This is a genomic window from Rhodococcus sp. 27YEA15, from assembly GCF_049739425.1.
GTDB lineage: Bacteria > Actinomycetota > Actinomycetes > Mycobacteriales > Mycobacteriaceae > Rhodococcus_F.
This window is the reverse complement of the sequence record NZ_JBMHHW010000001.1, coordinates 4,562,300-4,586,411: the sequence shown is the minus strand read 5'-3', so window position 1 is coordinate 4,586,411 and position 24,112 is coordinate 4,562,300. Positions and strand designations below refer to the sequence as shown.

14 protein-coding genes and 1 pseudogene are annotated in these 24,112 nt (G+C 62.0%); 11 read left to right on the top strand and 4 right to left on the bottom strand.

What is annotated here, in order from left to right; all coding sequences use genetic code 11:
• The gene (locus ABH922_RS21470) at nucleotides 1-1,296 is read right to left on the bottom strand and encodes an ammonium transporter (protein ID WP_424808840.1); all 1,296 of its coding nucleotides are present in this window, start codon (nucleotides 1,294-1,296) and stop codon (nucleotides 1-3) included.
• A gap of 162 nt (nucleotides 1,297-1,458) precedes the next feature.
• On the opposite strand from ABH922_RS21470, the gene ABH922_RS21465 reads away from it, so the two are divergent.
• Entirely contained in the window at nucleotides 1,459-3,582 is a 2,124-nt protein-coding gene (locus ABH922_RS21465) for a DNA polymerase III subunit gamma and tau (protein WP_424808839.1), read from the top strand.
• A 10-nt stretch (nucleotides 3,583-3,592) separates the two neighbouring features.
• Here ABH922_RS21465 and ABH922_RS21460 read toward each other — a convergent pair whose 3' ends face one another.
• Nucleotides 3,593-4,042 carry a pyridoxamine 5'-phosphate oxidase family protein gene (locus tag ABH922_RS21460; RefSeq protein WP_424808838.1) on the bottom strand — a complete coding sequence of 150 codons (450 nt, stop codon included), beginning with the start codon at nucleotides 4,040-4,042 and terminating at the stop codon, nucleotides 3,593-3,595.
• A gap of 34 nt (nucleotides 4,043-4,076) precedes the next feature.
• Nucleotides 4,077-4,925 (bottom strand): SDR family NAD(P)-dependent oxidoreductase, encoded by an 849-nt coding sequence (locus ABH922_RS21455; RefSeq protein WP_424808837.1) that lies wholly within the window; start codon nucleotides 4,923-4,925, stop codon nucleotides 4,077-4,079.
• An 84-nt stretch (nucleotides 4,926-5,009) separates the two neighbouring features.
• Between ABH922_RS21455 and ABH922_RS21450 the strand changes: the two genes are divergently transcribed.
• From ABH922_RS21450 to ABH922_RS21430, 5 genes are all read left to right on the top strand, one after another.
• Nucleotides 5,010-5,579, top strand: coding sequence for a TetR/AcrR family transcriptional regulator (locus ABH922_RS21450; protein WP_424808834.1), 570 nt, complete (start codon nucleotides 5,010-5,012; stop codon nucleotides 5,577-5,579).
• A gap of 782 nt (nucleotides 5,580-6,361) precedes the next feature.
• Nucleotides 6,362-12,538 carry an SDR family NAD(P)-dependent oxidoreductase gene (locus ABH922_RS21445; RefSeq protein ID WP_424808836.1) on the top strand — a complete coding sequence of 2,059 codons (6,177 nt, stop codon included), beginning with the start codon at nucleotides 6,362-6,364 and terminating at the stop codon, nucleotides 12,536-12,538.
• Nucleotides 12,531-14,153, top strand: a complete 1,623-nt coding sequence (locus ABH922_RS21440) for a hypothetical protein (RefSeq protein ID WP_424808835.1) — start codon at nucleotides 12,531-12,533, stop codon at nucleotides 14,151-14,153. The genes ABH922_RS21445 and ABH922_RS21440 overlap by 8 nt, the downstream gene beginning before the upstream one ends.
• A gap of 238 nt (nucleotides 14,154-14,391) precedes the next feature.
• Nucleotides 14,392-14,961, top strand: a complete 570-nt coding sequence (locus ABH922_RS21435) for a TetR/AcrR family transcriptional regulator (RefSeq protein WP_424808834.1) — start codon at nucleotides 14,392-14,394, stop codon at nucleotides 14,959-14,961.
• A gap of 213 nt (nucleotides 14,962-15,174) precedes the next feature.
• Complete coding sequence (locus tag ABH922_RS21430; RefSeq protein ID WP_424808833.1) at nucleotides 15,175-15,930, top strand: SDR family NAD(P)-dependent oxidoreductase; 756 nt, start codon at nucleotides 15,175-15,177, stop codon at nucleotides 15,928-15,930.
• 73 nt (nucleotides 15,931-16,003) lie between these two features.
• Here ABH922_RS21430 and ABH922_RS21425 read toward each other — a convergent pair whose 3' ends face one another.
• Nucleotides 16,004-16,297, bottom strand: coding sequence for a putative quinol monooxygenase (locus ABH922_RS21425; RefSeq protein WP_424808832.1), 294 nt, complete (start codon nucleotides 16,295-16,297; stop codon nucleotides 16,004-16,006).
• A gap of 272 nt (nucleotides 16,298-16,569) precedes the next feature.
• Here ABH922_RS21425 and ABH922_RS21420 point away from each other — a divergent pair, with 272 nt between their 5' ends.
• The 5 genes and pseudogenes from ABH922_RS21420 to ABH922_RS21400 all read left to right on the top strand — a co-directional run bounded on the left by ABH922_RS21420 (nucleotide 16,570) and on the right by ABH922_RS21400 (nucleotide 24,027).
• The gene (locus ABH922_RS21420) at nucleotides 16,570-18,066 is read left to right on the top strand and encodes an MFS transporter (protein ID WP_424808831.1); all 1,497 of its coding nucleotides are present in this window, start codon (nucleotides 16,570-16,572) and stop codon (nucleotides 18,064-18,066) included.
• Entirely contained in the window at nucleotides 18,063-18,680 is a 618-nt protein-coding gene (locus ABH922_RS21415; RefSeq protein ID WP_424808830.1) for a TetR/AcrR family transcriptional regulator, read from the top strand. The genes ABH922_RS21420 and ABH922_RS21415 overlap by 4 nt, the downstream gene beginning before the upstream one ends.
• Before the next feature lie 186 nt (nucleotides 18,681-18,866).
• Nucleotides 18,867-20,081 (top strand): acetyl-CoA C-acetyltransferase, encoded by a 1,215-nt coding sequence (locus tag ABH922_RS21410; protein ID WP_424808829.1) that lies wholly within the window; start codon nucleotides 18,867-18,869, stop codon nucleotides 20,079-20,081.
• 43 nt (nucleotides 20,082-20,124) lie between these two features.
• Nucleotides 20,125-22,266 carry a 3-hydroxyacyl-CoA dehydrogenase NAD-binding domain-containing protein gene (locus ABH922_RS21405; protein ID WP_424808828.1) on the top strand — a complete coding sequence of 714 codons (2,142 nt, stop codon included), beginning with the start codon at nucleotides 20,125-20,127 and terminating at the stop codon, nucleotides 22,264-22,266.
• 362 nt (nucleotides 22,267-22,628) lie between these two features.
• Nucleotides 22,629-24,027 (top strand): annotated as a pseudogene (locus ABH922_RS21400) (IS30 family transposase).
• Nucleotides 24,028-24,112 lie beyond the last annotated feature (85 nt).

The window sequence follows — 24,112 nt, the reverse complement described above, 5'->3', positions numbered from 1 at the left end:
TCATTCGCGCTCACGCGCACGCTGCAGGAACGGGCTGGGGTTCTGACCACCGATCGGACCGTGCCCGAGCACGCCGTGTTCGTAGGCCGACTCCGCGTGCAATGCCACGTCGATGCCGCGGGCTTCGTCTTCACGCGAGATGCGGAAACCGAAGGTCTTGTCGATGAGTTTCCCGAGACCGTAGGTGATGGCGAAGGCGTACAGCGCCACCACGACGACGCCGACCAACTGCTTGCCCAACTGAGCGAACCCGCCGCCGAAGAACAGACCTTCCGGGCCGCCGGTCATGACCGCTGTGGCGAGCAAACCGATGAGTAGCGAGCCGATGATTCCGCCGACGAGGTGCACGCCGACCACGTCGAGAGAGTCGTCGTAGCCGAGTTTGTGCTTCCAGCCCACGGCGTAGGAGCAGACGATGCCTGCCACCAAACCGATGATCACGGCACCGAACATGTTGACAGTTCCACACGACGGGGTGATGGCGACCAGGCCGGCGACGATGCCGGATGCGGCGCCGAACGTCGTGGGATGCCCGTCCCGATTCTGTTCGACGAGCAACCAGCCGAGTAGCCCGGTGCAGCCGGCGACGAGTGTGTTGAGGAAGATCTGCGCGGCCATACCGTCGGCGGCCAGGGCTGATCCGGCGTTGAAACCGAACCAGCCGAACCAGAGCAATCCGACACCGAGTAGCACGAACGGCAGATTGTGCGGTCGCATCGACTCTGCTTTGAAGCCCATGCGCTGACCGAGTACCAGGGCCAAAGCCAGGCCGGACGCCCCGGAGACGATTTCGACGACGAGACCACCTGCGTAGTCGAGTGCACCGAATCTGGCCAGCCAGCCCTGCGGATTCCATACCCAGTGCGCGACGGGGGCGTAGACGAGCAACGACCAGATCGGAACGAAGATCATCCAGGCGGAGAACTTGGCGCGGTCGGCGATCGCACCGCTGATCAGTGCCGCGGTCAGAATGGCGAACGCCAGTTGGAATGTCGCGAACAGAACCTCCGGGACGTTTCCGTGCACCGTCGACGGGTCGATACCTGCCATGCCGAGGTGCTCGAGCCCACCGATGACGCCGCCGTGATCGTCCCCGAACACCAGGCTGTATCCGACGAACAGCCAGGCCACAGTGACGAGCGCGATGGAGACGAAGCTCATCATGATCATGTTCAACACGCCGGTCGAGCGGACCATGCCGCCGTAGAACAGTGCGAGTCCCGGTGTCATGAGAAGTACCAGGGCGGTACTGACGAGCAGCCAGGCAGTTGCTCCGGCATCGATGGTGGCGGGCACGGTTTTCTCCTCACGCACACGGATCAGCCCGCATGCACGGAACCCACGATGGATGCGCACGGTTTCATCTGCGCTGCGAATGTGTTGCGAACATGTTTCGGATGACCGTGGCAGTGCGCCCCGTGCGGAGAGTCTGTCGCCGCTCGCCGGTAGTCTTTCCGCGTGGCCCTGTACCGGAAGTATCGACCCGCGACCTTCGCCGAGGTGGTGGGGCAGGAGCACGTCACTGCCCCGCTGAGCACAGCACTCGACAGTGGGCGCATCAATCATGCCTACCTGTTCTCGGGTCCGCGCGGCTGCGGTAAGACGTCGTCGGCTCGTATTCTGGCGCGGTCGTTGAACTGTGCCGAAGGCCCTACTTCCACACCGTGCGGTGTGTGTGACTCGTGCGTATCCCTCGGTCCCGGTGGTACCGGCAATCTCGACGTCACGGAACTCGACGCGGCCAGCCACGGCGGTGTCGACGACACTCGTGAACTCCGCGACAAGGCGTTCCACGCTCCGGCGGCCTCGCGGTACCGCGTGTTCATCATCGACGAAGCGCACATGGTCACCGCAGCAGGCTTCAACGCACTGCTCAAGATCGTCGAGGAACCGCCGGAACACCTCATCTTCATCTTCGCGACGACGGAACCCGAGAAAGTTCTGCCGACGATTCGTTCGCGTACGCACCACTACCCGTTCCGATTGCTGGCCCCGTCCACCATGCGTGGGCTGCTCGAGAAGATCTGCGCCCAGGAGAACGTTCCGGTCGAGCCGTCGGTGTATCCGTTGGTCATCAAGGCCGGCGGCGGATCACCGCGAGATTCCCTCAGTGTTCTCGATCAACTCCTTGCCGGTGCAGGCGACGAGGGCGTGCAGTATTCTCGCGCGCTGTCGCTACTCGGCGTCACGGACGTAGCGCTCATCGACGAGGCCGTCGACGCACTCTCCGCCAGTGACGGCGCCGCACTCTTCGGCACCGTCGATCGTGTGATGGACGCCGGTCACGATCCACGACGCTTCGCCTTGGATCTCCTCGAACGACTCCGCGATCTCATTCTCATGCAGGCGGTGCCCGACGCCAGTGAACGCGGGTTGGTCGACGCACCGGAAGCCGAACTGATCACGATGCGTGAGCAGATCCAGCGCGTCGGCCCAGCCACTCTCACCAGGTTTGCGGAGACGGTTCACGCCGGTCTCGGCGAAATGCGCGGTGCAACGGCACCTCGTCTGCTTCTCGAAGTGATGTGTGCGCGGATGCTGCTGCCGTCGGCATCGGACGACGAGTCCGCTGTGTTGCAGCGTCTCGAACGCATCGAGCGTGGTGTTCCGGCAGCGGGTTCGGGCGCATCGGCACCGGCCCCCGTGGTGGACGACGCGGTTCGTCCACTGGAGCCGGAGGTTGCGTCCAAGTTCCAGCGACCTTCACAGCGGGCGGCGCACGCGGAGAACGTCGAGCCGCCGGTTGCAGCGGTGCCTGAGCCGCCGGTTGCAGCGGTGCCTGAATCACCTGAGCCGCCGGTTGCAGCGGTGCCTGAATCATCGGAACCAGTGCCCGATACCGTGGACGAGGTGGTCGCAGAATCTGCGTCGACGGAGCCCGTTGCAGAACCGGCGGCGACGGAACCCGTTGTTGAGCTTGTCCCCGATCCGGAACCGGCTACCGCCGGACCGACGGTGGAAACGCTGCGGGAAGCCTGGAATGCCTTGCGTAACAAAGTCGGTGAACGTAACAAGGTTCTTCCGGCAATGCTGTCTGCAGCTACCGTACATGACGTGCGCGGTCACGTCATGGTGATTGCGCACGGATCCCCGTTGCTCGGCGCGCGTGTGACGCAACCGCACAATGCTGCGGTCATCTGCGAGGTTCTGTCCGAGATGTTCGGCGGGACTTGGCAAGTGGAGTACCAGGATGGCGCTTCGGCACCTGCGCCGGCGTCGAAGTCGGCGACCGTCAAGACTGCCAGTGCGCCGGAGCGGCCCACGGCCACTCCGAGGTTCTCGCGGCCGAGTCAGGAGCGGGCGGCGGCGTCGCCGACCGTGCTGCCGCAGCAGGGCTCAGGTCGTTCGGATCGCGATTCGGACGACATTCCGCCGCCCGAAGCTCCCGACTATCCTGAAGACCCCGGACCGGCCCCCGAGGTCGACTACGAATCGGCCCCGCCACCGCCGTCCCCCGAGGACGAGGACGAGATGTTCGCCGAGGCCGCCGAGCCGGGCAGCCCCGCTGATCGCCGCGATCCGGAGGAAGTGGCCAAGGAGCTGCTCAAGGATGTTCTGGGGGCCCGGCGGCTGGAGAGCTGATCGGCCGGGGTTATCCGCGTGCGATACGACGCTCGAATCCTCGACCTTCGATCCAGGAATCGACCAGCAGTGTGCGATCGTCCGAATCGACGTGCGCCCAGACTGCCTCACGAATATCGAGTTCGATCCGTGGTGGCTGATCGCCTTCCGACGCCACGACTCTGGCACGGCCCGCCAGCTTCGCATCGCCGTCCCATCGAGACGCCGGACCGTCGGGTGCCGGACGGAGTTCGGCGTGAAGCGCTACGCGAGGATCGCGGCGTACATCCGCGAGTTTGACGGATCCTTCACCCATCGGCCACCAGATGTCCGTGTCGTCGATAGTGAGATCGACTCCACTCACTCGCGGTGAGCCGTCGCGGCGCAACGTGGCGAGAACAGCTGATTTCGTGTTGAAGAGCCCGGCGATCACCGACGCCAAATCTGGTGCTTGTGTCTTCAGTTCTTTCCAGTTTGCCACTGGCGTAACCTCTTTCCCTTGGCGCGTGTGGATTTTACCGTCCATCCGCCGCTTCGACGGGGTGCGCATGGGCGGCCAGGGCGATGTGGTCCCAGTCCTCCCAGGTTTTGATGCGTTGAGCGTAGACGTCTTTCACGACAGGTAGTAGATTGCCCAGCATCAGCCGCAGTGGTGGCTGGTCGGCGTCGACCAGCGCGAGTATCGCGGTGGCGCTGGCGGACGGGTCTCCCAGTGCGTCGGGAGTCAGGGATGCGGAGAGTTCTTCGCGCAAGGCGTCGTAGACGGGCATCGTCGGCGCGTTTCCGATGGAGCTTGGAGTAAGGAAATCCGTTGCGTAGCCGCTGGGTTCGAGAATGCTGACTTTGATACCGAATGCGGCAACTTCGGCAGCGAGGGCTTCCGAGATGCCTTCGATCGCGAATTTGGCGCCCTCGTAGATTCCGGCGGTGGGCACGGCGATGACTCCGGCGACGCTGGACACGTTGATGATGTGCCCGCTGCCTTGTTCACGAAGCAGGGGGAGTGCGGCCTGAATCACCGAAAGTGTGCCGAAGACGTTGGTGTCGAAGTTCGCGCGAATACTCTCGAAGTCAACTTCTTCGATTGCGCCCATCTGGCCGAATCCGGCGTTGTTCACGATGACGTCGAGGTGTCCGAAGTGGTCGTGGGCTTGGCGTACTGCACCGAACACGCCGTCGCGATCGGTCACGTCGAGTTCGATGGGTAGTGCGGTTCGCGGGAAAAGCTCGACGAGGTCCGTCAAGGTGTCGCTGTTGCGGGCGGTCAGGCACACGTTGTCGCCGCGTTCGAGTGCGGCTGTTGCCCAGTGTCTTCCGAACCCTCGGCCGGCGCCGGTGATGAACCATGTCTTGTTGGTGGTCATGTCTGTTCACTCCTTCTCGTGTTTACAGATTAACACTTTACGTAAATGTGATTGCGTGTGTGGTGGTGGCGGTAGTCTGTGTCGGTGGGTGAGACGACGGGGCGGCGTGTGCAGGCCGTGGATGTGGCGGCTGATTTGTTTCGGCGGCATGGTTACAGTCGGACGACGATGGCGGATATCGCTCGTGGTGCTTCGATGTCTCGGCCGACGTTGTATTCCGAGTTTCCGGACAAGGATGCGGTTTTCGCGGCGGTGTTGGAGTCGATGACGGTGGCGTTGGTCGCGGAGATCGAGGCTGAGGTCGGTCGGTGTGGGTCGTTGGTGTCGAGGGTCGAGCGTGCGTGTTCGTTGTGGGTGTTGGCTGGTTACGAGTTGGTTCAGGCGAATCCGGATGCGGCGGACATGTTCGATGCGCGGTTTCCGGCGGTGCGGGCGAGTAATCGGGTTTTCGAGGATTTTCTGACGGGGCTTTTCGGTGGTGTGGTGGGTGTGCCGCGTGAGCTCGAGCCGCGGCGGTTGGCGGAGGTGGTGAATTTGAGTTTGCAGGGGATCAAGAAGTTCGCGGTTTCTCGTGGTCATCTCGATGATTTGATCGTCACTCTTGTCATGGCGGTGTGTGCGTCGGTTACCGAGGGTGGTTCCCGTCCGCGGTAGCGACGGTGTCGAACTGCAATGCCGGTGTCGACAGCGCTCGGACGCGTATCTGCAAAATCGAACGAACTCGAATGCGCTGCGGCGAGAGCTGTCGGCCGGGACATCTCGCGATGCATGGCCCGTGCGACGACTGCGCTGTGCCGGATGTCGCTCGGTCTGTTCGGCCTGAGTAAGGCACGCTCGCCTGTCGCGCTCCTCCTACTGTTATCGAATCGTTACATATGCTCACGTGCGCGGTCGGCGGGTGTTTGTCGTGCCGACCGGACCGGGTGCCTCGGTCGAATATTCGTCGACGGTTTGCTGAGCGCTCGATGCATTCCGGGTTGTGTAACGTAATGCCGACGTGTGGCGATGCGCGCTGTATTCTCAACTTCGCGTTTGGCGTTAAATCCTCGAACGAGGTTTTTACTGGTTAATTCCAGGCTGGTCGAATTATTAAGGTTCGAGACGAAGGGCCATATTCTTTTACGTAAATTGACCGAATTGGCAAAGAAGTAAATTGCCGGTATTGACTGGTTAGTCCCACATTGCCAGATTTATTAATGCTGAGCAGTGGGGATAGTGGCTGTTTGATGGGGGAGTGCGTCCAGTTGAACGTCGCGCCGTGTCTCTGTCGGCATCTGTGCCGGCAAGCTTGCGGCCAGAAATTTCAGCTAACACTCACATATCCAGACGGTAGCTGTCGGCTTTTGTCGAATAGGCTCGGTATTTGTTATTTGTTTATGCTTTAAGGTAATCCTTGGTCTTACGACATATCGCCGAATGTGGCTAGCTTTCGGCTGATGGGGTCTTCCGAAGATGTGCGCGAGATAGGAAGTGTGCGAATGACTGAAAGTTCGACGAAGCCGGCAATTGCGATAATAGGGATGAGCGTGCGGTCTCCTGGCGCAAACGATTTGCGGAGCTTCTGGGGGAACGTTCTTGCACGTCGAACGCAATTTCGAAGGTTTCCCGCGGGGCGAGTGTCGCTCGAAGACTATTGGAGCGACAATCCGGATGATCTGGATAAAATGTACGCTGATCGTGGTGCGTTCATCGACGGATTCGAATTCGATTGGATCAAGCGCAGAATTCCCGAGCGAACGTTCAGATCGACCGACCTCACTCACTGGCTGGCCCTGGAAACAGCTCTCTCGGCAATGGAAGACGCGGGATACACCCGCGAGTCGGTGCCCCGTGATCGTAGTGCCGCAATCGTAGGCAATTCGTTGACCGGTGAGGAGTCCCGGATGTGGTCGATGCGACTGCGTTGGCCCTACGTCAAACGGGCTTTGAGAGTTGCAGGCGAGGCTCGCCGCTTGGACGGTGCACTGATCGACGCACTCGCGGAGACGATGGAGGAGGTCTACAAAGCTCCGCTGCCGGAACCGAGTGAAGACACTCTGGCCGGCGTGCTGTCCAACACCATCGCCGGGCGGATCTGCAACTACCTCGACTTCAACGGTGGTGGATACGTCGTCGACGGTGCATGTGCCTCCGGAATGCTGGCGGTGGCGACAGCTGCGGAGAAGCTGGTTTCGGGAGAGGCCGACTTTGTTCTGGCAGGTGGAGTCGACGTCAGCCTCGACCCCCTCGAATTGGTCGGTTTCTCTCGACTCGGCGCTCTGACACGAGGGGACATGAACGTCTACGACGCCAAGCGCAGTGGCTTCATCCCCGGCGAGGGGTGCGGGTTCGTCGTCCTCAAACGCCTCGAAGACGCCAGGGCTGCAGGCGATTACGTGTACGCAACAATTCGCGGGTGGGGTATCTCGACGGACGGCAAGGGCGGGATCACCAAGCCGCGTTCGCAAACCCAAGCCGAGATGATCCGCCGGGCTTACGCGGGAGCAGGATTCGGCATCCACGATGTGGCATTCGTGGAAGGTCACGGCACCGGAACTCCAGTCGGAGATCCGGTCGAATTGGCAGGGATTCAGCAAGCAGCAGAAACGAATGCCTCGCCGCCGGGACGGAGCATCGGTATGACGTCACTCAAGTCGTTGATCGGACACACCAAGGCGGCTTCCGGGATATTGGCGCTCATCAAGGCGGCCGGCGCCGTCAACCAGCGAATCCTTCCCCCGATCGCCGGGTGCACCGACCCCAACCCCGTGTTCCAGACCGAAGCACCGGCGTTGTATCCGCTGATCAAGGGTGAGATCCGAGATCCTCGGACTCAGCTGCGAGCGGGAGTGCAGGCGATGGGATTCGGCGGTATCAACTGCCATGTGGCGCTGGAATCCGCGGATGCGCCCTCACCGAAATTGCAGATCAACTACGACACCCGGGCGGTGATGGCGAGTTACCAGGACACCGAGATATTCGTTCTCGTAGCGGAGACAATGGTAGATCTCGTATCGAAGGCACTGGCCTTGGCCGATCTCGTTGTTCCGTTGAGTTCGGCCGAGATGCTCGATCTTGCTGCCGAGCTGTCCACTGCGGTCTCGGCTTCGGCACCGGTGCGCGCTGCTGTGGTAGCCGGTCGCCCAGCCCAGTTGGCCGAGCGACTCCGTCTACTTGCAGACAGATGTAGTACCTCGGCTCCGGCTGTCGGGCAGGTGACGGCGGTGAGTAACGAGATTTCGGTCTCGCATTCGGCCCGCAGTGACATCGGATTCGTCTTCCCCGGCCAGGGTTCTCAGCAACTGGAAATGGCCCGGGTCCTGATCGATCGGTTCGGATGGGCTCGAGAACTTGCCGACGAGGCTGATGGTTGGCTGAGCAGCGTGGGAGCCGATCCGGTGACACCGTATGTGTTGCGCGATCCGGTGCGGAGTATCGACGCCGACGAGTTGGCAGCCTGGAAGCTGGATCTGGCACGAACGGAGATCACTCAACCGGCTGTGGTGTTGGCGTCGTTGTTGTGGCTCGAGTATCTCCGCCGTCTCGGCGTCGAGCCTGCCGCCGTGGCCGGTCACAGCCTCGGCGAGCTCACCGCGCTCCATGCTGCCGGGGCCTACGATCGGAAAACGCTGATCACGCTGGCCGCGGCCAAAGGTGCAGCGATGACGGTCAGCGGTGGCGGCGACGGAGCCATGGCAAGTCTGGTCTGCGACCGCGCAACTGCGCAGTCGTTCGTCGGCCAGGTGCAGGGGTACGTGACCGTCGCCAATCTCAATACGCCCACCCAGACCGTGGTCTCGGGCGCGCGTGGTGCCGTGGACGAGGTTGTCGACAGAGCCGGGCGGAACGGCGTTTCGGCTCGTCGACTTGCCGTGTCCAACGCGTTTCATTCCGCGATGATGGACGACGCCGAGACAACCTTGCAGTCGACGGCTCCGGTGCACGACCGGATCGATTCGCTACGCATTCCGGTGTATTCGTGCGTCAGTGGACTTCGGGTCCAATTGCCGTTGGACCTGAAGACGATGATCACCGAGCAGGTGGTTTCCCCGATCGACTGGGTCACCACCACCCGAGCGGTCTCGGCTGAAGTAGGCCTTCTGATCGAAGTCGGGCCTGGTGCGGTGTTGACGAGTCTGACCAAGTCGATCAACGGATCGCAAGGTGTGCAGTGCTTTCCGGTGTCCGCGAAGCCCGGACGAGACGAGGATTTCAATCTGGCCCTGGCAGCGATGTTCGTGCACGGCGCACCGATTCGATGGAAAGAGTTGTACGAGGGCCGCTTCGTTCAGGATTTCGAGCCTGCCCGTGAAAAGACGTTCATCGGCAATCTCGCCGAATCGCATCTGTCGGTCTCGTCGACGCCGGACCCGCTGTCGGTCGGTGTGTCGGGCGCAGATCCGGCCACTGCGCTGGCGGACTATCTGACCAGGCGAGGCGGGTTTCTCGTCGACGTCATTCGCGCCGACATCGGTAGTGCGCCGGTGTCGCCGGTCGAGGTCGTTCCAGTCGTTGCGGGGGTGATCGACGAGAAGCGACCACCCGCTGCTACTGCACGATTAGAGCCCTCGGTGGGGTCCGTGGCAGCGGGATCGGATTCCGTCGAGCAGCAGCTTGTCTCGGTGCTGGCATCGACCACCGGTTTTCCGGTCGAGTCGATCAGCTCCGACCTGCGTCTGCTCGACGACTTGAATCTCGACTCGATCAGCGCGGCCGAGGCGATCGCGAAGATCGCCACTCGTTTCGGCGCAACGGATCTTGATCCTGCCGAGTTGGCCAATGCGACCGTCGCAGAGGCGGCAGCGCTGATCCGGGCCGAGTCGACCGGCAGCGGTTCATCGGACCTTGCCCCCTCGGACCCTGCCCCCTCGGACCCTGCCCCGTCGGTATCGGCCTCGACTTCACGGTCGGATGTATCGCAAATGTTGTTGGACGTCATCGCCGGACATACGGGGTTCCCGGTGGATTCACTCGATTCCGACCTACATCTTCTCGACGACCTGAACATGGATTCGATCAAGGCCGCCGACGCGATAGCCACCGTGGCAGCCCGGTTGGAAATACACGACGACCTGGACCCTGCCGAATGGGTCAACGCCAGTGTCGGAGAATTGATCGAACTGCTCGAGCGTTCGATTTCCGTGGGAAGTAGGCCGCGAGCAGTCGCGAAGCGGAAGCAGTCCGTAACAGCAGAACGGTTCACCTGGGTTCGGGATTTCTCGCTCGAGGTGGTACGCGGCGATCGGAAGATGTCCCATGTCCGGGACCTGGCAGGCCTTTCGTTTGTGGTTGTCGGAGACGGGGAGAACCCGGAGGTGACGGATCGTGTCAGCGGAGCGCTCCGTGACCGCGGCGCGTCGGTGCAGACCGGAACGTACGACGCGGTACGGGAATTGGCGGCCCGTCACGTTGTTGCAGTGTTGCCGCGCAGGCCCGACACGGTGGCCGCCGCGAATGCTGTTCTACGCCGCAACATCGACACGATGCATGCGGTGGTGCCGGCCCGAATCGGTGGCGACGAGCGTTCGACGTTGGTGATCGTCCAATTCGCCGGCGAGCGGGGTGACGGTAGCGCTCGGGTTCCCAGCTCAGCGGGGTGGGCAGCGTCGATACATCACGAGCGTTCGGACCTTGATGTTCGGGTGCTGGAATTCGACGGGGGCACACCACCCGGGGGAGTGGCCGAGTCCGTGGTGTCGGAGCTGGATTCGTCGGCGCCGTACGTATTTGCCACCTATGATCACGCAATCGAACGTCAGGAGTGGCGTCCTCGTCCTCTCGGTCCGTCCGACTACACCGAGCGCGAGTGTGCACTGGGAAGTTCGGACGTCGTCGTGATCACCGGTGGGGCCAAGGGCATCATGGCTCGGTGCGCCCGTGCACTGGGCGAGAAGTACGGTGTCAGGGCAATTCTGGTGGGAAGTTCGCAGCGCCGCGACGGTGACGAGATCAGTGCGACTTTGGACGAGTTCGCGAACGCCGGGCTCGAAGCCCACTACTACCGGTGTGATGTGACGGACGCGAAAGCGGTAATCGAGGCTGTCGATCGGATAGAGTCCGAAGTGGGCAGGATAACCGGATTCGTGCACGGTGCGGGCGCGAACGTGCCCCGTCTGTTCGAAAGAGTCGACACGGATTCGGCATTCGCCGAAGTGGCGCCCAAGGTGCTGGGAGCGATCAACTTCGTCGAGGCTCTCGGCGATCACGATCTGGCACTGTTCGTCGGTATCTCCTCGATCATCGGCTTTACCGGGATGCCGGGGAACGCGTGGTACGCCTACGGAAACGAGTTGCTCGACGAATTGACAGCGAGATACGCCGAAGCGCATCCGCGAACTCGGGCCTTCTCCCTGGCGTACAGCGTGTGGGGCGAAACCGGAATGGGTGCGCGGATGGGAAGCGTCGATCATCTGGCGAAGATGGGCGTCATGCCCATCTCGACTGCCGACGGGGTGGCTCATTTCCTGCGGTTGATCGAAAGCGGACCGGATTCGAGCAGAATCGTGATCACGAGCAGGCTCGGCGGACTCGATACCTGGGCCCGGTCGGTGCCGGAGTTACCGGTCGTCTCCCGGTACATCGACCAGGTGACGAGCTTCGAGCCATCGGTGGAACTGGTCTCACGAACGCGTTTGACGGTGGCCGCCGATCCCTTCGTCCTCGATCACGTGTGGAAGGGATCAGCACTGTTCCCCACGGTATTCGGTCTCGAGGCGATGGCTCAAGCTGCCGCGTACGTAACGGGACGAGCATCGCTCGGCCGGGTACGGATCGACGACATCCTGCTCGAGCGACCGATCGTCGTCGACACCGTCGAGGGCACCGCGATCGAGATCAGCGCAGTGGTCGCCGAGTCGGATCCAGACGCCGTCGGCACCAAGGTTCACGTGACGATCGGAACCGAGCGGACCGGATTCAGCCGACCGCATTTCGCTGCCGACTTCATCTTCGGTCTGGACGAGACGCCGCCGACGTTCGAACGGGAGGTGCCCGCAGAAGTTCTGGACATCGATCCGCGCACAGACCTGTATTCCTGGTTGTTGTTCCAGGAGGGGGAATTCCGTCGGCTGGAGCGCATCACGAGTCTCGATTCCGAACATATCGTTTTCGATGCGATCACCCGAACCGACCATCGCCGGCACTTGCTCGGCGATCCGTACTTCCTCGATTCGCTCCTGCAATCGGGTCAGATCATTGTTCCGCGTGACATTTGCCTACCGGTCGCCATCGATCGCATCGATCTCTACGACGGCCGGTTCGCAGACCGATCGTTCAAGGCGTTCGGGTACGACAAGGTGCAGTCCGCTTCCCACATGCAATTCGATCTGGCAGCATTCGCCGACGATCGCGTGGTGATGCAATTGCAGGGCTACCGGGCGCAGATCCTCTCACACGACGAAAGCCGGCCGACAGCAGAGGACATTGCCGATCCGACGGAGCGCGACGCGCGCATCATCAGAGAGAAGCTGGCCGGGCACAGTCGGGCACTGAGAGTGCGGGATCCTCACGTGATGGTGGCTCATGTTCCAGGGATTCACGATCTGTCCAAGGCCGAGCGTCATGAGCAGGAGAAGCCGATCGTCGAAGCTGCCGTGAGCATGTATCTGGGTGAGAGGGCATCGGGGGATGAGTAGCGCTTTCAGCGTCGAATGGCAGGACTCCGGTAAGCCGACCGTGGTAGGCGATGTGCCTTCAGCTGTGGAGGTGTCGATGTCGCACGACGGGCGGAAGTTACTCGGCTCCGTCGGTGATCGGCCACAGGGCTGTGACATCGAACCGATCAGGTCCAGAACCGAGGGGCAGTGGAAGACGCTGCTGGGCAACGCTCGCATTCCGCTGCTCGAAAGGCTTGTCAGGGAGGGGGATTCGCTCGATCACGCGGGTACCAGGTTGTGGTCCGCAGCGGAGGTGATTCGGAAGGCCACCGGAAGTCGTTCGGTGACAATCGAATGGAGAGATCGAGCTGGTGACGCTGTCACGTTCGGGAACGGTGAAGGGTCGAACGATGTCGTGGTGTTGACCTTCCCGGTGCGGCTCACGGACAACGAGGAGAGGATGTTGGCGTTCGTCATCGAAGAGGATGCTCTCGAAGAGCATGTCGATGTCGATGTCGATGTCGATGTCGATGCCGATGCCGATGCCGATGCCGATGGTGAGGGGTATTCGGTTGTCGAGACGTCGAATGCGGGGCCGGACATTCTTCGATCCATGTCGCTCTTCGACCCGATGGCATACGGTTCCGACGTCCGCCCCGTGTCGCGGAGCGGCTACCCTGCTGTTTCGATCAGGTTCCCGGTAGGTTTTCGCGATGCCACCAATATCGGCGGCTCGGTGGGTTTCGCGAGTTTCGCACTCTGGTTGGGTGCGTTGCGGGAGCGCGGTACGGGTCCGGTGTCCAAACGGATAGTCGAGGACATGGCGACAGGCCGATGGGGAATGGTGACCAACAATTCCGAGGTCTTCATCGATGCGAACCTCTACACCGACGAGATCGTCGAAGGGACCATCTGGATCACCGAACTCACCGGCCCGGACCAGGCTACGACGAATCTGAACATGGAATGGTGCAAGGTCGACGGTGATCGGCGTATTCACATCGGTTGGGGCGCAATGCAGACCACGTGGGTGGAGATCCTCTCGCACGGAGTGGTTGCGGCGCGGCCCATGCCGCAGTATTTTCACGATTTCATCGAGCCGATGACCACCCGGACCGGAGCCGAGCAGGACACGGTTCCCGAGAAACCGCGAGATGTCGACCGAGGCGCGTTGATCCGATCGGCTCCGATGGTGCCGCGCAATCCGTATCGACTCGAGGAGGAGACGTTCGAGACCACTTTGCAGGACGGAAACGCGGTCGGAAACGTGTATTTCGGAAACTACTACATCTGGCAGGCCAGGGTGCGGGACAAATTCCTGGTCCGATCTCAGCGTGAGAGCCTTGCTGCGCGTGGCGCATTCGGCGAGTTGCGTTGTGTACACAGCCGCGTCGAGCACCTTCGGGAAGTGATGCCCTTCGACACCGTCCACGTGACGATGTCTCTCGCCGCGCTGTACGAGAAGGGCATGGATCTCGAGTTCGAGTATTACAAGGTCAACGGGGACGGCTCACGGCAGAAGTTGGCAATCGGTCGGCAGCAAGCGATCTGGACGATGCCGAGCCTTCCCGGGGGTCTGAATCTTCCGTCACCGTCGCACCTTCCGTCGTCGCTGATCGAATCGATCGTGGAGGCGATTGCCGGGCTCGGGTAGGTGGGTGAGGCCTTCGAGCTTCGTGAGGGCAGTGGCCGTCGGGTAGTGCTTCGCGGAGGTGTCGGCCGACCCGTTTCGGACCTGTCGGGAATCATAGCTGCTGCGGCCTGTTCTTCCGGGCCGTAGCCGCGAGTTGCCGTCGGATCGGTGACAGCACTGTCGTCGCGACCGCGTGTTGACAAACTGACACTTTACGTAAATGTGATTGCGTGTGTGGTGGTGGCGGTAGTCTGTGTCGGTGGGTGAGACGACGGGGCGGCGTGTGCAGGCCGTGGATGTGGCGGCTGATTTGTTTCGGCGGCATGGTTACAGTCGGACGACGATGGCGGATATCGCTCGTGGTGCTTCGATGTCTCGGCCGACGTTGTATTCCGAGTTTCCGGACAAGGATGCGGTTTTCGCGGCGGTGTTGGAGTCGATGACGGTGGCGTTGGTCGCGGAGATCGAGGCTGAGGTCGGTCGGTGTGGGTCGTTGGTGTCGAGGGTCGAGCGTGCGTGTTCGTTGTGGGTGTTGGCTGGTTACGAGTTGGTTCAGGCGAATCCGGATGCGGCGGACATGTTCGATGCGCGGTTTCCGGCGGTGCGGGCGAGTAATCGGGTTTTCGAGGATTTTCTGACGGGGCTTTTCGGTGGTGTGGTGGGTGTGCCGCGTGAGCTCGAGCCGCGTCGGTTGGCGGAGGTGGTGAATTTGAGTTTGCAGGGGATCAAGAAGTTCGCGGTTTCTCGTGGTCATCTCGATGATTTGATCGTCACTCTTGTCATGGCGGTGTGTGCGTCGGTTACCGAGGGTGGTTCCCGTCCGCGGTAGCCGGACCGAGGCCCCGACCGGCAGGGCTCCCGTCGGAAGGCAGCTTCTCCGAGAGGTCGGTGCATCGTGGCCCGCCGAGAGCGTTCATACGGTTTTACACTTAGAATAAATCTGTATGACGCAAGAGCTACGGGCTCGCATCCCGGTAGGGGTATCTCGCGGTTCTTGCGCTGTCGAGTGACACCACGAGAATCGAGAAGGAAACCACAATCGATGAGTACCGATTTCAGTACACGATTCACCGGGAAGACCATCATCGTCACCGGGGCCGGATCAGGGATCGGCCGAGCGGCGACCCTGCGCCTGCTCGCCGAAGGAGCGCGGGTGGTGGGCGCTGACGTGTCCGCTCCCAGACTCGAAGAACTCGCGGTCGAGACCGGTACGGACAACCTCGTCACCGTTGCCGGAGATCTCACCGACCAGGCAACCGTCGACGCGATCGTATCCGCGGCAGGCACCGTCGACGGTGTTGCCAGCGTTGCCGGTATCACCGACAACTGGTTACCGGCCGCGGAGATGGACGACGACACCTGGCAGCGTGTGTTCGACGTCAATCTCACAGCGCCGATGCGTCTGACGCGTGCGGTGCTGCCGCAGATGATCGAGCGTGGGGCCGGAGCGCTCGTGTACGTCTCGTCCGAAGCCGGATTCCGTTCCTCGATCTCCGGTGCGGGGTACACGAGTTCGAAGCATGCGCTCAACGGCTTCGTCAAGTCGGTCGCGTTCTACTACGGACCGAAGGGTGTGCGCGCCAACGCTGTTGCCCCCGGCGGCGTGAACACCAACATCGACATCGCCTTCAATTCGAGCTATGCCGTCGAGCGCACCGGAAAGCTGTTGGAAACGATGCCGACTCCTTCTGTCGAGCCCGAGGTCGTGGCCAAGTCCATTCTCTGGATGTTGTCGGACGACGCCGAGAACATCAACGGAGCGATTCTGCCGAGCGACGGCGGCTGGACCACCATCTGATTCGATCCGCCTCGGTGGAGCTACCGACGGCGTCTCGCCGTCGGTAGCTCCACTGTGCCCCAATGCAGATTTTCTAGAAGTCCAGCGTTTCGTGGAATTGGCGTTCGCGACCGGCGAGCAGCGGAATGGCCCGGTCGACGGCGAGACGCCGGAAGTGTTCCGACTCGCCGTGCGCCCGGTAGGACTCTTCGTCGGCGTACACCTCGAACAGGTGAAAAACGAGGGGTAGGTCAGGTTCCTGATGGACTATGTAGAGCTCGTTTCCCGGTTCTCGACGAGACAGTGGTGCGAGCTCTCGAAGCACCTCACGGACTGTGTCCACTGATTCCGCGGTGGCTGTCCAGATTGCTCGGACGACGTAACTCACTCATTTCTCCTACATTATTGTGGACAATTTCAGGGTGACGTGAACGACCATATCCGAGCTGCCGGGGGCATCGAGTGCAGCCGGGCGTGACTGATCCCCCGGAGGGGACCGTTACAAAAGGTAACTACATGTGATTGCGCCCACTATCCGGAGTTCAAACTCCGCTTAGCGAGCGCCGGGGTGATCTAATGAGTCCTATCCGGAGTTGAGACTCCGCTTCTTGGCCGTCGCACGGCACTGCTTATTTCGATACACCTTGGAGATTCGACTCGATGAAGACCTCACCAGTGGGCACCACGAGCAACAAGAGAGGCTCGTCGTACCGCGTCGCATACGTGGTTCTCTGCCTCGGAGTTGCCTCGTTCTCGCTTCTGCAATCACTGGTCACGCCGGTGTTGCCGATGATCGAGCGTGAACTGAACACGAACCAGACCAACGTGACGTGGGTCCTGACGGCCTACCTGCTTTCCGCGTCGGTATTCACTCCGATCCTCGGTCGCCTCGGTGACATGACCGGGAAAAAGCGCGTCTTCGTCATTGCGTTGATCGTGCTCACCGCCGGTTCGCTCCTCGCAGCCGTGGCGACCTCGCTTCCGGTCATGCTCGTCGCCCGAGTCATTCAGGGTGTCGGTGGTGGACTACTACCGTTGGCATTCAGCATCGTTCGTGACGAGTTTCCGCCCCACAAAGTTGCCGGTGCAGTCGGTATCATCGCGGCTCTCACCGCCGTGGGGTCCGGTTTCGGAATCGTCTTGGCCGGGCCTATCGTCTCGTTGCTCAGCTATCGCTGGTTGTTCCTGCTTCCGATGATCATCACCGCCGTCGCCGCCGTGGCCGCGCATTTCCTGATCCCGGAGTCGCGAGTAGTCACACCGGGAAAGATCAACTGGATCACTGCCGGTCTGCTGTCCAGTTGGCTCGTCGCCCTGCTCCTGGCAGTCAGCCAGGCACCGTCGTGGGGATGGGGTTCGGCGAAGGTCCTCGCACTTGTCGCCCTCTCGATCGTGCTGGCTGTCGTCTGGGTGATCGCGGAATCGCGTTCGGACAATCCGCTGATCGACATGCGGATGATGCGAATCCGATCGGTGTGGGCCGCCAACCTCGTCGCCCTGCTCCTCGGTGTCGGAATGTACGCGTCGTTCGGCTTCCTGCCGCAATTCCTGCAGACGCCGACCTCCACCGGCTACGGGTTCGGTGCGTCGGTCACCCAAGCCGGTCTCATGCTGCTGCCCATGACGGTGGGAATGTTCGTCTTGAGTATGTTCTCGAGCCGACTGGCCGAGAGATACGGATCCAAGCGGATACTCGCAATCGGCACTGTGATCACTGCCGCCGGATTCTTCATGGTCGCCTTGATGCACGACTACAAATGGGAGATGTATCTTTCCACTGCCGTCATCGGAGTGGGTTTGGGGCTCGCGTTCTCGGCGATGTCCAACGTCGTCGTCACTGCAGTGCCTGCCGAGCAGACCGGAGTTGCCAGCGGTATGAATGCCAACATCAGAACCATCGGCGGTGCTTTGGGGGCCGCAGTGATGGCGAGCATTGTCACGGTCGGAGCGTCCGATTCCGGACTTCCGCAAGAATCCGGATACGTCAACGGATACCTGATGCTCGGCGGCGTCAGCATCGTCGCTGCCGCAGCAGCCCTGCTGGTGCCCCGAATCAAGCGGACCAGTGTGCTGCGGCTCGAGACGTCTGCCGAACCGCGGCAGGACGATTTCGAAATGGTCTCCGGTAGTGCTGTCGGGGGGGCTACGTCGAAGTGACCGCACCGACCTTACGGCGCGATGCGGCCGAGAACCGTCGTCGACTCCTCGAAGCTGCGGCGTACGTCTTCGCCGAGCAGGGGCTCGATGCGAGCGTGGAAGACATCGCCACTCGAGCCGGAGTCGGGATGGGAACGCTGTATCGCCGCTTCCCCACCAAGGAGGCTCTGATCAGCGAATTGGTTCGCCAGCTGATCACCGACCTGGTCGCGGTGGCACGCGAGGCTCTGGACGTGACCGACGGAACCGGGCTCGAGCAAGTGCTTCACCGCACCGGTGAGATCAACGCAAGCCATCGGGGTTGCCTCACCCGGTTGTGGCGCGACGAGGATACCGTCGCCCTCAGTGACGAGTTCAGGTCACTGATCGCCGAACTTCTCGATCGAGCGCAAGCGCACAACCGAATTCGATCCGACGTGACGAGTTCCGACATCGACGTCGTGTTCTGGGGACTTCGAGGCGTCGTCGAAATGACGCGCGGTGTCACCGACGCTGGATGGCGACGCCACCTGGACGTCGTTCTCGCCGGGCTGCGTCCGGGGGCAGGCGACCTCGATTCGGCCCCCCTGACCGAATCGGAGATCGAGCGCATCCGAAATCCCGACAAACGCTGACCTCGAACATCGAAGTGTGTGATCGCCTCGGTCACCGACCACGATCGCTTCGGTCCTTCCCGTTTTTTTGTAACCGGTTCTACAGTGGAGTAGCTGGGGTGTGCACCTCGGCTCAGCGATGCCGTTCAGGCGACGAACTACGACTGCAGGCCGGTTCGACGAAACACACGGAAGGAACACCTCACAGTGACCACAGAGGCATTCATTTATGAAGCCATCCGTACCCCGCGAGGACGCGGCAAGAAGACGGGGTCGTTGCACTCGGTCAAGCCGATTTCGCTGGTCACGGGTCTGATCCAGGAACTGCGCGTACGCTTCCCCGATCTCGACGAGGATCGTATCTCCGATCTCGTCCTGGGCGTCGTCACCCCCGTCGGCGACCAGGGAATGGACATCGCGCGCGTAGCAGTCAACGACGCCGGACTTCCGGACACCGTCGGCGGTGTGCAGCTCAACCGTTTCTGCGCCTCGGGTCTCGAAGCCGTGAACACCGCAGCTCAGAAGGTGCGATCCGGTTGGGACGAATTGGTCATCGCCGGTGGCGTCGAGTCGATGTCGCGCGTTCCCATGGGATCCGACGGTGGGCCGTGGGCATTGGACCCGGCAACCAACTACGACAACTACTTCGTTCCGCAGGGCGTCGGCGCAGACCTGATCGCCACCATCGAAGGCTTCTCGCGTGACGACGTCGACGCATACGCCGTCCGTTCCCAGGAACTCGCAGCCAAGGCGTGGTCGGGCGGATACTTCGCCAAGTCGGTCGTGCCGGTCAAGGACGTCAACGGCATCACCGTCCTCGACAACGACGAGCACATGCGTCCGGGCACCACAGCCGAGAACCTCGCCGGCCTGGCACCCGCATTCGGCGTGATCGGCGAGATCGGCGGATTCGACGCGGTGGCGCTGCAGAAGTACCACTGGGTCGAGAAGATCAACCACGTCCACCACGGTGGCAACAGCTCGGGCATCGTCGACGGTGCGGCGCTCGTACTGGTCGGCAGCGAGCAGGTAGGCAAGGACATGGGCCTGACACCGCGTGCCCGCGTCGTCGCCACCGCCACCAGCGGCGCTGATTCCACGATCATGCTCACCGGCCCCACCCCGGCGACCAAGAAGGTGTTGGCCGCAGCCGGTCTGACGATCGACGACATCGACCTCTTCGAGATCAACGAGGCGTTCGCCTCCGTCGTTCTGAAGTTCCAGAAGGATCTGAACATCCCGGACGAGAAGCTCAACGTCAACGGCGGCGCCATCGCGATGGGCCATCCGTTGGGTGCGACCGGTGCGATGATCCTCGGCACCATGGTCGACGAGCTCGAACGTCGCGGCGGCAAGCGCGCCCTCATCACCTTGTGCATCGGCGGCGGCATGGGCGTTGCCACCATCATCGAACGCGTCTGACGCGGCGTCCCTCCACCAACGTGGCCTACCAGGAGTCGAGCAAGTGACTGATCAGAACATCATCAACTGGGAACAAGACGCCGACGGTATCGTCGTGCTCACCATGGACGACCCCAACCAGGGCGCCAACACCATGAACGACGCGTACATAGCGTCCATGAAGACCACCGTCGACCGTCTCGTCGCGGAGAAGGACACCATCACCGGCGTCGTTCTCACGTCCGGCAAGAAGACGTTCTTCGCCGGCGGCGACCTCAAGAACATGATCAAGGTCGGTCCCGAGCAGGCCGAGGAGATCTACGCGCACAGCGTCGCCATCAAGTCAGACCTGCGTCGCCTGGAAACCCTCGGCAAGCCGGTAGTTGCCGCCATCAACGGCGCGGCACTCGGTGGCGGGCTCGAGATCGCGCTTGCCACCCATCACCGCATCGCCGCAGATGTCAAGGGCAGCAAGATCGGTCTGCCCGAGGTCACACTCGGCCTACTGCCCGGCGGCGGCGGTGTCGTGCGCACCGTGCGTATGCTCGGCCTGCAGAACGCCCTCATGCAGGTCCTGCTGCAGGGCCAGCAGCGTGGCCCGGTGCAGGCCAAGGAAGTCGGCCTCGTCGACGAGATCGTCGGTTCGATCGAGGAGCTGGTACCTGCCGCCAAGGCATGGATCAAGGCCAACCCCGAAGGCGGGGTGCAGCCGTGGGATGTCAAGGGCTACAAGATTCCCGGCGGAACTCCGTCCAGCCCGGCCTTCGCCGCGAACCTTCCGGCGTTCCCCGCGAATCTGCGTAAGCAGCTCAAGGGTGCCCCCATGCCTGCACCGCGCGCCATCATGGCCGCCGCGGTCGAGGGCTCGCAGGTCGACATCGACAATGCGTTGCTCATCGAGGCCCGCTACTTCACCTCGCTGGTCACCGGCCCGGTGGCGAAGAACATGATCCAGGCTTTCTTCTTCGACCTGCAGTCCATCAACGGCGGCGGATCGCGTCCCGACGGCGTCGAGAAGACCACGATCAAGAAGGTCGGCGTTCTCGGCGCAGGCATGATGGGCGCGGGCATCGCGTACGTCTCCGCCAAGGCCGGTTTCGACGTCGTCCTCAAGGACGTCACCATCGAAGCTGCGACCAAGGGCAAGGCGTACTCCGAAGGTATCGAAGCCAAGGCGCTCTCGCGTGGCAAGACCACCCAGGACAAGTCCGATGCGCTACTCGCCAAGATCACCCCGACGGCAGATCCGGCAGATTTTGCCGGCGTCGATTTCGTCATCGAGGCGGTCTTCGAAAGCCAGGACCTCAAGCACAAGGTGTTCCAGGAGATCGAGGACATCGTCGATCCCAAGGCGCTGCTCGGCTCGAACACCTCGACGTTGCCCATCACCGGCCTCGCGACTGGTGTGAAGCGTCAGGAGGACTTCATCGGCATCCACTTCTTCTCGCCCGTCGACAAGATGCCGTTGGTGGAGATCATCCGCGGTGAAAAGACCTCCGACGAAGCGTTGGCTCGGGTGTTCGACTACGTGCAGGCCATCCGCAAGACACCGATCGTCGTCAACGATTCGCGTGGCTTCTTCACCTCGCGCGTCATCGGCACCTTCATCAACGAGGCCATCGGCATGCTCGCCGAGGGCGTCGAGCCGGCCACCATCGAACAGGCCGGCCTGCAGGCGGGTTACCCCGCTGCGCCACTGCAGCTTTCGGATGAACTCAATCTCACGCTCATGCAGAAGATTCGCAAGGAGAGCGCCGAGGCGTTGCTGGCAGAGGGCAAGGAACTGCCTGCCGACCCGGCAGGTGAAGTCATCGACACCCTCGTCGAGAAGTTCGATCGGAAGGGCAAGCTCGGCGGCGCCGGTTTCTACGATTACGCCGACGGTAAGCGCACCGGACTGTGGTCGGGGCTGCGGGAGAACTTCAATCCCGGAACGTCGGATGCGCCGATCCAGGACCTCATCGACCGCATGTTGTTCATCGAGGCCATCGAGACGCAGAAGTGTTTCGACGAGAACGTCCTGATCACCACGGCCGACGCCAACATCGGCTCCATCTTCGGCATCGGATTCCCGGCCTGGACGGGTGGCGTGCACCAGTTCATCGTCGGCTACGAGGGTGGCACGGCCGGCTTCGTCGCTCGCGCAAAGGAACTCGCTGCGCAGTACGGCCCTCGGTTCACCCCGCCGGCGTCGCTGGGCGCGTAGTTCCTGGGCGCCTTTCCGGTAGCTACCGCCACCGGAAAGGCGCACAACGGGTTTACCCGCACCAACAACAAGGGCTATCCACAGACGAACGTCGCCGACAGGTTCCATATCGGTCTTTGTCGGTGTTCGAACAGACGCTCGCACCATGAGTACACCTCATGGTGCGAGCGAATTTCTTCCCCTCCTCGACTCTCGATCCGGACTTGTACGTCAGCAACAACTCTCGGATTGCTGATACAAGCGAGGCGTCGTGCGGAATTGCCTGGACCTGTACGAGGATTGCGACTATCAGCGACATTGCAGTGCCGCTGATAGGCCAGGTTCAACCGGTGGACGCAACACCTCGACAATGGAGGTGTTAGATGGGACGACCATCAGGATGGGCGGCAGCGTTGACCGGGCGAGCGGTGATGCGGTCACCGGGACGTCCCCCGGTACGCAGGGACCTCGAACGGGCATTCTGGTCGCAGATCGTCAAGGGGCTCACCAGCGAGGATGCTGCTATCGCATGCGGCGTGTCGGCACCGGTTGGCACACGGTGGTTCCGGCACGCTGGGGGTATGCCGCCCATTGAGCTGACCCCGGTCTCGGGGAGATACCTTTCCTTCACCGAGCGCGAGGGAAATTGCGATGTTGCGAGCCCAGAAGATCGGCGTACGGGAAATTGCGCGCCACATCGGGCGGTCGCCGTCGACGATCTCGCGAGAGCTGCGACGCAACGCCGCCACCCGAAGCGGGCAGATCGAGTACCGCGCCTCTACCGCGCAATGGAAGGCCGACCTCGCAGCGAGGCGCCCGAAGCCGGCGAAGCTCGCAGAGCACGAACGGTTGCGAGAGTACGTGCAAGACAAGCTTTCCGGATACGTCTATGCCAAAGACGGAACAGTGGTCGCCGGACCGGACGTCGCGGGATGGAAAGGTCGAAATAAGCCTTGGCGTCGTGATCGTCGGTGGGCGACTGCCTGGAGTCCGCAGCAGATCTCGAATCGGTTACGTATCGACTTTCCTGACGATACGTCGATGCGTATCTCGCACGAGGCGATCTACCAATCGCTCTATATCGAAGGGCGCGGCGGATTGGAGCGGGAGTTGGTGACCTGTTTGCGGACAGGGCGAGCGTTGCGTAGGCCTCGCGCCCGGGCGCGGCAGCGACCGGCCGGGTTCATCACCGACGAAGTCACCATCAACGCGCGGCCCGAGGAAGTCGCCAGTCGCGACATTGCGGGACATTGGGAGGGGGACTTGATAATTGGATTGAATCGTTCGGCGATCGGCACGGTGGTCGAGCGGACCAGCAGATTCACGGTGCTGCTGCACCTGCCGCGCAAGATCGGATATGGAACGATACCACCCGTGAAGAACGGGCCGGCACTGTCCGGGTACGGGTCGGAGGCTGTCCGTGATGCTCTGACCAAGGCGTTGTTGCCTCTACCGGAGCATCTCCGGCGATCGTTGACCTGGGACCGAGGGAAGGAAATGGCGCGACACGCGGACCTCACCGCGGCCACCGGGATCAGTGTCTACTTCTGCGAACCTTACAGTCCGTGGCAGCGTGGGACGAACGAAAATACGAATGGTCTTCTTCGGCAATATTTTCCGAAGGGCACCGACCTGTCCCGATACGATCGACGTGAAGTTGATGCAATCGCTGACGCGCTCAACAATCGGCCTCGCAAAGAACTCAAATGGCTAACGCCCGCGGAAGTCCTTGCTGAACAAGTATACTCACTCCCACTGGACGGTGTTGCGACGATCAGTTGAATCCGCCTAGTCAGCCTGAGTGGAAATGGTGCTGCGCCGTGGCGGCTGGAGACGCAAATCCCCAGCCACTGCGGCGCCAGTGCGC

Coding starts and splice junctions, on each gene's coding strand:
- ABH922_RS21455 (WP_424808837.1), bottom strand. CDS start 4,925: ATGACCACCAACAAGACATGGTTCATCACCGGCGCCGGCCGAGGGTTC.
- ABH922_RS21445 (WP_424808836.1), top strand. CDS start 6,362: ATGGGGTCTTCCGAAGATGTGCGCGAGATAGGAAGTGTGCGAATGACT.
- ABH922_RS21440 (WP_424808835.1), top strand. CDS start 12,531: ATGAGTAGCGCTTTCAGCGTCGAATGGCAGGACTCCGGTAAGCCGACC.
- ABH922_RS21430 (WP_424808833.1), top strand. CDS start 15,175: ATGAGTACCGATTTCAGTACACGATTCACCGGGAAGACCATCATCGTC.
- ABH922_RS21420 (WP_424808831.1), top strand. CDS start 16,570: ATGAAGACCTCACCAGTGGGCACCACGAGCAACAAGAGAGGCTCGTCG.